The sequence below is a fragment of the Streptomyces laculatispora genome, from assembly GCF_017353455.1.
In the GTDB taxonomy this organism is placed as follows: domain Bacteria; phylum Actinomycetota; class Actinomycetes; order Streptomycetales; family Streptomycetaceae; genus Streptomyces; species Streptomyces laculatispora.
Window position 1 is genome coordinate 1 of the sequence record NZ_JAFMPZ010000494.1, and the last position, 9,321, is coordinate 9,321.

A 9,321-nucleotide genomic window follows, 5' to 3' on the forward strand; every position below is an offset into this window, starting at 1 on the left:
AGTGGCTTCAGTACGACCCCTGGGGCGCACCCCGGCAGCCCCTGATCACCAACCCGGGCCCCCCGCTCGGCACCGACGGCGGCCGGCGGAAGAACCGGCGCGGATCCGTTCTCGTCGGCGCACTGCTCCTCGCCCTGGTGGCCGGCGGCATCGGCGGCGGGATAGGCGCGTACATAGAGCGCAACGGCGGCCTCACCCAGGTCGAACTGCCCCAGGACGAACGCAACGGCGGCGGCCGCGCCCCCGACAGCGTCGCCGGTANNTCACCAACAACCACGTCGTCGCCCCGGCTGGTTCGTCCGGCGAGATCACCGTGACGTTCAGCGGCGGCGAGACGGCGAACGCCGAGGTCGTCGGCAAGGACAGCGGCTACGACCTGGCCGTGGTCAAGGTCAGCGGCGTCTCGGGACTCAAGCCGCTGCCCCTGGGCAACTCCGACAACGTGCAGGTCGGTGATCCGGTGGTGGCCATCGGGGCCCCGTTCGATCTGTCCAACACGGTCACCTCCGGCATCATCAGCGCCAAGGACCGGCCGATCACGGCAGGCGGCGAGAAGGGCGACGGCAGCGACATCAGCTACGTCGACGCGCTGCAGACCGACGCCCCGATCAACCCGGGCAACTCCGGCGGCCCGCTGGTCGACACCGACGCGCACGTCATCGGGATCAACAGCGCCATCCGCGCCGCGGACAGCGGCTCGACCACCGAGGGCGGCCAGGCCGGTTCCATAGGCCTCGGCTTCGCCATCCCGATCAACCAGGGCAAGCGCGTTGCCGAGGAGCTGATCAACACCGGGAAGGCCACGCACCCGGTGATCGGCGTCACGCTCGACATGAAGTACACCGGTGACGGCGCCAAGGTCGGGGAGAAGGGCGCCGACGGCAAGTCCTCCGTCACTCCGGACGGTCCCGGTGCCAAGGCCGGGATCGAGCCCGGCGACATCATCACCGAGGTGGACGGCGGACGGGTGCACAGCGGTGAGGAGCTGATCGTGAAGATCCGCTCGCACCGGCCGGGCGACCAACTGGACCTCAGGCTGACCCGCGGTGGTAAAGACCTGACCATGACTTTGACACTCGGCTCGGCAACAGGCACGTGACGGCCACGGGAAGCTACCGCGCGGACAGTTTCGCCGGGTACCGTGGGCCGGGTCCGGATCTCATCCGACCTGGTCGCGGAGAACACGAGGAGCCGCAAGGTGTTCAATGACATAGGCCCACTCGAGCTGGTGACGCTCGTGATCATCGGTGTACTCGTCTTCGGTCCGGAGAAGCTGCCCAAGGTCATCCAGGACGCCTCGCGTTTCATCCGCAAGATCCGTGAGTTCTCGGAGAGCGCCAAGGAGGACATCCGCACGGAGCTCGGCCCGGAGTTCAAGGACTTCGATTTCGAGGACCTCAACCCCAAGACGTTCGTCCGCAAGCAGCTCATGGACGGCAACGACGACCTGGGGCTGAAGGAGATCCGGGAGAGCTTCGACCTGCGCAAGGAGGTCTCCGAGGTCACCGATGCGGTCAACGGCCGCGAGACCTCGTCGGTGGAGGCGAAGAGCAGTGTGTCGGGCGGTTCCGCGATCACCGCGGCGAACGGCTCGGCGGGCGCTCCCGACCTGCTCAAGAAGCGTGAACAGCCCGCGAAGGACGATCACCCGCCCTTCGACGCTGACGCCACCTGACACCCGTCAATCCCGACTCGTCCGGACGGTATGGCTATTCTCCATCTGTCCGGTTGTGAGGACGCCCGAGGGGGGCGGGCCGCTCCGGACCCTACGGATCGAGGAGGCGGCCGGACAGATGGAGACAACGAGTCGGGTGGGCGCGGATGGTGCGCCGGACACAGGCACGGCAGAGGGGGCGCCCGCGGCCCGGCTCACGGTCGACGGCTATCTGCAGGCGCCGTTCCCCTGGTACGGACTTGACGAGGCCTTCACCGGGCCGCGCTGGCTGATGCAGGTGGGCACCGCCGCGGACGGCACGGTGCAGCACGGCTCCACCGGCCACGGCGACGAGCCCTCCGTACGAAGTGACGTGGGCGAGGACAGACAGAGATTCGCGGTCGTCGTGACCGTGGCCAGCAGCCCGGTGCGGCGCAGCGGCGACGGCACGGGGGTCCTGGACGCGACGACGGTCTCCTCCGCGGCCTGGCTGGCCGGCTCCGGTCTGCTGGCCTACACCTGGCCCGCCCAGATGGACCACACGCTGCGGGACGACTGGCTGGACCAGCAGACGGAGACGGCCTTCGAGCTGGCCGACGATCTGGACGGCCCCGCGTGGTCGGCGCTGTCGCTGCCGGTCGACGGCGTGCCGGTGGCCTTCCACTACCGCGAGTCCGAGTTCGGCTGGGTGCTGGCCGGGTCGGCGCACAGCGGGGTGCACATCGGGGCGTACGGGCGGGGGATGAGCGCGTACGGCCTGGGGTTCTCGGCGGTCGGGGACATCACGTCGTACGCGTAGCCGCAGGCGGGCCGGGCGGACGCAAGCGCCGGTCAGAACTTGTTGCGCGGGGTGATTCCCAGGGACATGCCGGACAGGCCGCGCTGACGGCCACTCAGCTTGTCCGCGATGGAGCGCAGGGCCTTGCCCGCCGGGGAGTCGGGGTCGGACAGGACGACGGGCTTGCCCTCGTCGCCGCCCTCGCGCAGCCGTACGTCGATCGGGATGGAGCCGAGCACCGGCACCTCCGCGCCGACCGTCCTCGTCAGCCCCTCGGCGACCCGGGCGCCGCCGCCCGAGCCGAACACGTCGACCATCTCGTCGCAGTGCGGGCACGGCATGCCCGACATGTTCTCGACGACGCCGACGATCTTCTGATGGGTCTGTACGGCGATCGAGCCGGCCCGCTCGGCCACCTCGGCCGCCGCCTGCTGCGGGGTCGTGACGACCAGGATCTCCGCGTTCGGCACCAGCTGGGCCACGGAGATCGCGATGTCGCCGGTGCCCGGCGGCAGGTCGAGCAGCAGGACGTCCAGGTCGCCCCAGTACACATCGGCGAGGAACTGCTGAAGCGCGCGGTGCAGCATCGGCCCGCGCCACACCACCGGGGCGTTGCCCGGGGTGAACATGCCGATGGAGATGACCTTCACGCCGTGCGCGGACGGCGGCATGATCATGTTCTCGACCTGGGTCGGCTTGCCGTCCGCGCCGAGCATCCGGGGCACGCTGTGTCCGTAGATGTCCGCGTCCACGACGCCGACCTTGAGGCCGTCGGCGGCCATCGCGGCCGCCAGGTTCACGGTCACCGACGACTTGCCGACGCCGCCCTTGCCGGAGGCGACCGCGTACACCCGGGTCAGCGAGCCGGGCTGGGCGAACGGCACCTCGCGCTCGGCCGTACCGCCGCGCAGCGAGGTCGCCAGCTCCTTGCGCTGCTCGTCGCTCATCACGTCGAGTGTGACCTCCACCCGCGACACTCCTTCGACGCGGGCCACCGCGTCGGTCACGTTCTTGGTGATCGTCTCGCGCATCGGACAGCCGGAGACGGTGAGATACACCGTGACAGCGACTACACCGTCAGGATCGATCTCGACCGATTTCACCATGCCCAGCTCGGTGATCGGGCGGTGGATCTCCGGGTCGTTCACTGTCGCCAGTGCCTCAAGCACCGCGTCTTCCGTAGCCATACCGACGATGGTACGGCGACCTTCGCTACGCGCGGGTAGCCCCGTCAGCGGTCTTCGTCACTCTCGGCCGCGGACAGCGCCCGGCGGTCGTCCAGGTCCCTCACCAGGTCCTCCAGTTCGGAGCGGATCCAGTCGCGGGTGGCGACCTCCCCGAGGCCCATCCGCAGCGCCGCGATCTCCCTGGTCAGGTACTCGGTGTCGGCGATGGAGCGCTCGTTCTGGGCGCGGTCCTGCTCGTGGGTGACCCGGTCGCGGTCGTCCTGCCGGTTCTGCGCGAGCAGGATCAGCGGGGCCGCGTACGAGGCCTGGAGGGAGAGCATCAGGGTCAGGAAGATGAACGGGTACTCGTCGAACCGCAGGTCCCCCGGCGCGAAGATGTTCCACACCACCCAGACGATGATGATCAGCGTCATCCAGACGATGAACCGCCCGGTCCCCAGGAACCGCGCGATCCGCTCCGAGAACCGGCCGAACGCCTCGGGGTCGTACTCCGGCAGCAGCCGCCGCCGCGGGTCCTTCGGCTGGTCGAGCCGGTTCCTGTGGGCACGGATCAGGGCCGTCGAGCCGTTCGACGCCCTGGAGCGGTCCTCACCGGCCACGGAGCACCCCCTCGCGGCCGTGGAAGTCGGTCTCCCGCCAGTCGTCGGGCAGCAGGTGGTCGAGTACGTCGTCGACGGTCACCGCGCCCAGCAGCGAGCCGCTCTCGTCCACCACGGGCACCGAGACCAGGTTGTACGCCGCCAGGTAGCTGGTCACCACCGACAGCGGGGTGTCCGGCGTGAGTGCCACCAGATCGCTGTCGACGATCGAGCTGACCAGGGTGAACGGCGGGTCCCGCAGCAGCCGCTGGAAATGCACCGTGCCCAGGTACTTACCCGTAGGCGTCTCGTCCGGCGACCGGCATACGTACACCTGGGCGGCGAGCGCCGGGGACAGGTCCGACCGGCGGACCCGGGCGAGCGCGTCGGCGACCGTCGCGTCCGGGCGCAGGATGATCGGCTCGGTCGTCATGAGGCCGCCCGCGGTCCGCTCCTCGTACGACATGAGGCGCCGCACATCCGCCGCGTCGTCCGGGCGCATCAGCGTCAGCAGCCGCTCCTTGTCCTCCTCGGGCAGCTCGGACAGCAGGTCGGCCGCGTCGTCGGGGTCCATCGCCTCCAGGACGTCCGCCGCGCGATCCTCCTGGAGCTTGCCGATGATCTCCACCTGGTCGTCCTCGGGGAGCTCCTCCATGACGTCGGCGAGCCGGTCGTCATCGAGTGCGGCGGCGACCTCCGCCCGCCGCTTCGGGGAGAGGTGGTGCAGGGCGTTGGCCACATCGGTCGGGCGCAGCTTCTCGAACGTGGCGACCAGCGACTCCGCGCCCTGCCCGTGCTCCTCCAGCGAGAAGCCGCTGACCGCCGACCACTCGACCGTCAGGGTCTCGCCCTTGCGGCGCAGCGCGCCGCCCCTGCCCTTGCGTACGAAGTACTTGTCGATCTCCCAGTCGCGGCGGGCCGGCAGCTGCTGGATCGCGACGTCGAGGATGGTGACCTCCTCGCCGGTCTCCACCAGGCTGACCCGCCGGTCGAGGAACTCGCCGAGGACCAGGCGCTCGGTGGGCCGCTGTTCGAAGCGCCGCATGTTGACCACGCCGGTGGTGATGACCTGTCCCGACTCGATGCCCGTCACCCGCGTCATCGGGAGGAAGATCCTGCGCCGGCTCACCACCTCGACGACGATGCCGAGCAGCCGGGGCGGCCGGCCGCCGATCCGGAGCATCGCGACCAGGTCGCGGACGCGGCCCACCTGGTCGCCGTTCGGGTCGAAGACCGGCACACCGGAGAGGTGCGAGACGAAGACCCGGGGCGTTCCTGCTGCCATGCCTGCGCCTCCTCCTTCGTCGCCGGCTTGCGCATCCGGTCATTTCTGACATTTATTGCACCGTTATGACGGGATCAGGCTAGCCCGTACCGCACCGGGGCGCCCCGGAGAGCTGTCGGCACGACTCTCTGCCGGATGGCGTAGGCCGCACGGGTACGCTGCCGTCTGCCACCCCCCGCCATGCAGATGAGAGGCAGTGCGCCTGTGACCTCTTTTGTCCCGCCCGTCCGGGCCCGCCGCCGGACCGCCGCCCTCGCCGTCGTGCTCTGCGCGGGGCTGACCGCGGCGCTGACCGCGTGCGCGGGCGAGGATCCGGACAAGGGGACCAACGGCATCGGCAGACTGGACGCACCGGAGATCGAGAAGAAGGCGCAGGCCGCGGCGGACTCCTCCGGCACGGTCCGGCTGACCGGCACCCTGGTCAGCAAGGGCGGCACGTACAAACTCAACATGCGGCTCAAGGACAAGGGCGGGGCGGGCTCCGTCGCGTCCAGGAACAGCACGTTCGAGCTGCTCCGGATCGGCGACGTGCTCTACCTCAAGGCGGACGCGGGCTTCTGGAACCACGGCACGACGGGCGCCGGCAAGACGAGCGACGCCGACGGGGCGGCGGCGGACAAGCTGCACGACAAGTACGTGAAGGTCCCCGAGGACGATCCCACGTACAAGCAGCTGCGCGGATTCACCGACAAGAAGGTGCTGCTCGACGGGCTGCTCACGCTGCACGGCGAGGTAGGCAAGGGCGACCGCGACACGGTCGGCGGGGTGCGCACCATAGGGATCAGGGGCGGCAAGGGCGAGGGTGGCGCGCTCGACGTGTCCCTGGAGGGCAAGCCGTATCCGCTGCGCTTCGCACGGGGTGGCGGCGGGGGCGTCATCACGCTCGCGGACTGGGGCAAGGACTTCGCGCTGAAGGCCCCGGCCGAGGGCGACACGGTCGACTACGGGCAGCAGCTGCCCAAGTCCTCGTCGTAGGACCGGGACCGGTCCCTCAGCGCCCGCGCGGGCCCGCTACGGCTTCCTGAGCGAGCGCTTCAGCAGGCGCGGCAGCCCGGCCGGTACCGGGCGCCGGGTGGTCGCGGTGGTGGGCAGCGGCGCCGCTGCCCCCGAGGTCGCCGGCAGGTCCGTACGGGAGTCGAGCGGCGTGAGCCGTACGATCCGGCACTCGCGCGCCCAGCGCCCGGTCATCAGCTCGGCGTCCGGTGCGTTCAGCCGCTTGCCCCTGAGCTCGGCGACCGCGGCCTCCCACTCCTCGGAGTGCGGCGCGAGCTGGGCCACCGAGGCCGTCCAGACGACGAGCCGGCCGCCCTTGTCCTTGCTGCGGACGGTCACCTCGGCGTTGGCACCGTCCGTGAGACCGGCGGGGAGCGGCTGCTCGCCGGGACCGTCCCCGACGAAGTGCGCCGCACCCTGGTGCCACACGTGCCACAGCGCCCGCGCGGGCCCGGTGCCGCGCACCCAGACCAGGCCCGACTTCTTGGTGGCCTCCTCGACGAGGGCCGGTCCGAGCAGCGTGTCAGCAGCAGTCATGCAGCAGAGCTTAGACCGGCCCGGTGTCCCGGCGGTCAGAGCCAGCCGTTGCGCTTGAGCATGCGGTGGATGGAGAAGCAGACCACTCCGATGAAGCCCAGCACCATCGGATATCCGTACGTCCAGCGCAGCTCCGGCATGTGTTTGAAGTTCATGCCGTAGACCCCGCAGATCATCGTCGGCACGGCGATGATGGCCGCCCAGGACGTGATCTTGCGCATGTCCTCGTTCTGCGCGACGGTCGCCTGCGCCAGATTGGCCTGGAGGATGGAGTTCAGGAGCTCGTCGAAGCCGATGACCTCTTCCTGCACCCGGACGAGGTGGTCCGCGACGTCCCGGAAGTACTTCTGGATGTCCGGGTCGATCAGCCGCATCGGCCGCTCGCTGAGGAGCTGCATCGGGCGCAGCAGCGGCGAAACGGCCCGCTTGAACTCCAGCACCTCGCGCTTCAGCTGGTAGATGCGGCCCGCGTCCGAACCGCGCGGGCCGCCCTTGTCCGGAGTGGAGAAGACCTCGATCTCCACCTCGTCGATGTCCTCCTGGACCGCGCCGGCCACCGCGATGTACCCGTCGACGACATGGTCGGCGATGGAGTGCAGGACCGCCGAGGGCCCTTTGGCCAGCAGCTCGGGGTCGTCCTGGAGCCGGTGGCGCAGCGCGCGCAGCGAGCCGTGGCCGCCGTGCCGCACGGTGATGACGAAGTCCCGGCCGGTGAAGCACATCACCTCGCCGGTCTCCACGACCTCGCTGGTCGCGGTCAGCTCGGCGTGCTCGACGTAGTGGATGGTCTTGAAGACGGTGAACAGTGTGTCGTCGTACCGCTCCAGCTTCGGCCGCTGGTGGGCGTGGACGGCGTCCTCCACGGCCAGCGGGTGCAGCCCGAACTCCCGGGCGATACCGGCGAACTCCTCCTCGGTCGGCTCGTGGAGGCCGATCCAGGCGAAGCCGCCCTCCTCCCGCACCCGGAGCATCGCCTCGTGCGGCGTACGGCAGGTGCCGTCCACTTCTGCGAGGCGGCGTCCGTCGCGGTAGACCGCGCAGTCGACGACCGCGCTGGAGGCGGACGGGTCCCGGGTGGTGTCGTAACTGCTGTGCAGGGTGTTGGTCTTGCGCAGGGACGGGCGCACGACAGCGCGCAGGTCACGGATCATCGACATGGCTGGCTCCTTCACGGAGGGCCGTCGGCGAGGGCGTGGAACAGCCCGGAATGGGGACGTGGCTCACGTCCGCAAAGCGGGCGGCACCGCGGCGGCGCGATGACGGCGTTCGCTACAGACAGGCAAAAAAGGAGTGCTCTTCCGTCGTGCGAAATGCCATGGGCCTTGACCGGGAAGGCGTCAGATCACAGAGGGAAGGCGTCGAGCGGAAGAGCGGTTGGTACTGCACGGTCGACTTGGATCCACCGCAGCCCCACCTCCTCCGGTCGGTCCCCCGTGGGGGATGACGTTTCGTCGGGACTTGAGAGCAACGCTTCTGCGTGCTGTCCCGACCGGCGGGCCCAGGCTATCAGCAGGCACAGGGCCAATCTCTTACTTTGCCCGTTCCATACGCGTCCTATGCTCGCCGCATGGCAGAAATTCTTGCTCTGGTCGAGGCCCGTCTGCGGACGGCCCTGGGTGAACCGGACGCACGCGCGGCAGTGACGTTCCTCGGTACGGACCGGATCGAGGTGCTCAGGTTCATCGACGGCGACGTGGTGAGGTACGCCACGCTCGGCATGTCCGCGCAGCCGATGGCCGACCCGGCCGACTCGCTCGCCGACCCCGTGAAGGGGCCGCGCGCCGAGCTGGTCCTCTCGGTGCGGGCCGGCCTCGCCGACACCGACCAGGTGCTGCGCAAGCTCGCGGTGCTGGCGGCGTCGCCGCAGGTGGAGGGGTTGATCGTGGCTCCCGGCGCCTCGCTGGACCTCGGTGAACCGCTGTGGCCGGGAGCGCCGTTCGGCTCGGTGCTCGTCGCTGAGTCCGGTGGGCTGGTCGAGGATCTGGAGCTGGACGCGCCCATGGAGGCGGTGCGGTTCCTGCCGCTGCTGCCGATGACGCACAACGAGGCGGCCTGGAAGCGGGTCCGGGGCGCACAGGAGCTCCAGGAGCGGTGGCTGTCCCTGGGGACGGACCTGCGCGATCCGCTGCGCGCCTCGGTGGCCCTGGACTGACAGCACGGGGGCGAGCGTTTTCCGGCGGCACCGGACCGGTTCCGCCGGACGAGTGTGTCCCGGCGCCGGTCCAGGCCGACAGCGCCGGGACACCTGGCACGCGAAGCCCCGCCGCGCGGCGAGGAAGGGAGCCGCGGGCGGGGCGGTACGGGGTGAC

9 protein-coding genes and 1 pseudogene are annotated in these 9,321 nt (G+C 70.1%); 5 read left to right on the forward strand and 5 right to left on the reverse strand.

Features of this window, described 5'->3' with window-relative positions:
• From J1C73_RS25040 to J1C73_RS25050, 3 genes and pseudogenes are all read left to right on the forward strand, one after another.
• Positions 1 to 1,099, forward strand: a pseudogene (locus tag J1C73_RS25040) (S1C family serine protease); the annotation flags it as partial.
• A 99-nt stretch (positions 1,100 to 1,198) separates the two neighbouring features.
• Positions 1,199 to 1,675, forward strand: coding sequence for a sec-independent translocase (locus tag J1C73_RS25045; RefSeq protein WP_207318371.1), 477 nt, complete (start codon positions 1,199 to 1,201; stop codon positions 1,673 to 1,675).
• A 118-nt stretch (positions 1,676 to 1,793) separates the two neighbouring features.
• Complete coding sequence (locus J1C73_RS25050) at positions 1,794 to 2,453, forward strand: hypothetical protein (protein ID WP_207318372.1); 660 nt, start codon at positions 1,794 to 1,796, stop codon at positions 2,451 to 2,453.
• 32 nt (positions 2,454 to 2,485) lie between these two features.
• Here the strand turns inward: J1C73_RS25050 and J1C73_RS25055 are convergent, their stop codons facing one another.
• The 3 genes from J1C73_RS25055 to J1C73_RS25065 are packed head-to-tail and all read right to left on the reverse strand — an operon-like array spanning position 2,486 to position 5,482.
• Positions 2,486 to 3,619, reverse strand: coding sequence for an Mrp/NBP35 family ATP-binding protein (locus J1C73_RS25055; protein ID WP_123461479.1), 1,134 nt, complete (start codon positions 3,617 to 3,619; stop codon positions 2,486 to 2,488).
• Positions 3,620 to 3,663: 44 nt separating this feature from the next.
• Positions 3,664 to 4,218, reverse strand: a complete 555-nt coding sequence (locus J1C73_RS25060; RefSeq protein WP_207318373.1) for a DUF1003 domain-containing protein — start codon at positions 4,216 to 4,218, stop codon at positions 3,664 to 3,666.
• Complete coding sequence (locus J1C73_RS25065) at positions 4,208 to 5,482, reverse strand: magnesium transporter MgtE N-terminal domain-containing protein (protein WP_207318374.1); 1,275 nt, start codon at positions 5,480 to 5,482, stop codon at positions 4,208 to 4,210. Before J1C73_RS25065 ends, J1C73_RS25060 begins: the two co-directional genes overlap by 11 nt.
• Before the next feature lie 204 nt (positions 5,483 to 5,686).
• Here J1C73_RS25065 and J1C73_RS25070 point away from each other — a divergent pair, with 204 nt between their 5' ends.
• Positions 5,687 to 6,457 (forward strand): hypothetical protein, encoded by a 771-nt coding sequence (locus J1C73_RS25070; RefSeq protein ID WP_207318375.1) that lies wholly within the window; start codon positions 5,687 to 5,689, stop codon positions 6,455 to 6,457.
• A 36-nt stretch (positions 6,458 to 6,493) separates the two neighbouring features.
• Here J1C73_RS25070 and J1C73_RS25075 read toward each other — a convergent pair whose 3' ends face one another.
• Together J1C73_RS25075 and J1C73_RS25080 are read right to left on the reverse strand one after the other, a co-directional pair.
• Positions 6,494 to 7,012, reverse strand: coding sequence for a hypothetical protein (locus tag J1C73_RS25075; protein WP_207318376.1), 519 nt, complete (start codon positions 7,010 to 7,012; stop codon positions 6,494 to 6,496).
• Positions 7,013 to 7,047: 35 nt separating this feature from the next.
• Entirely contained in the window at positions 7,048 to 8,169 is a 1,122-nt protein-coding gene (locus J1C73_RS25080; protein WP_123461484.1) for a magnesium and cobalt transport protein CorA, read from the reverse strand.
• A 410-nt stretch (positions 8,170 to 8,579) separates the two neighbouring features.
• On the opposite strand from J1C73_RS25080, the gene J1C73_RS25085 reads away from it, so the two are divergent.
• On the forward strand, positions 8,580 to 9,164 hold the full coding sequence (locus J1C73_RS25085) for a suppressor of fused domain protein (protein ID WP_207318377.1): 585 nt from the start codon (positions 8,580 to 8,582) through the stop codon (positions 9,162 to 9,164).
• The last annotated feature ends 157 nt before the right edge of the window (positions 9,165 to 9,321 follow it).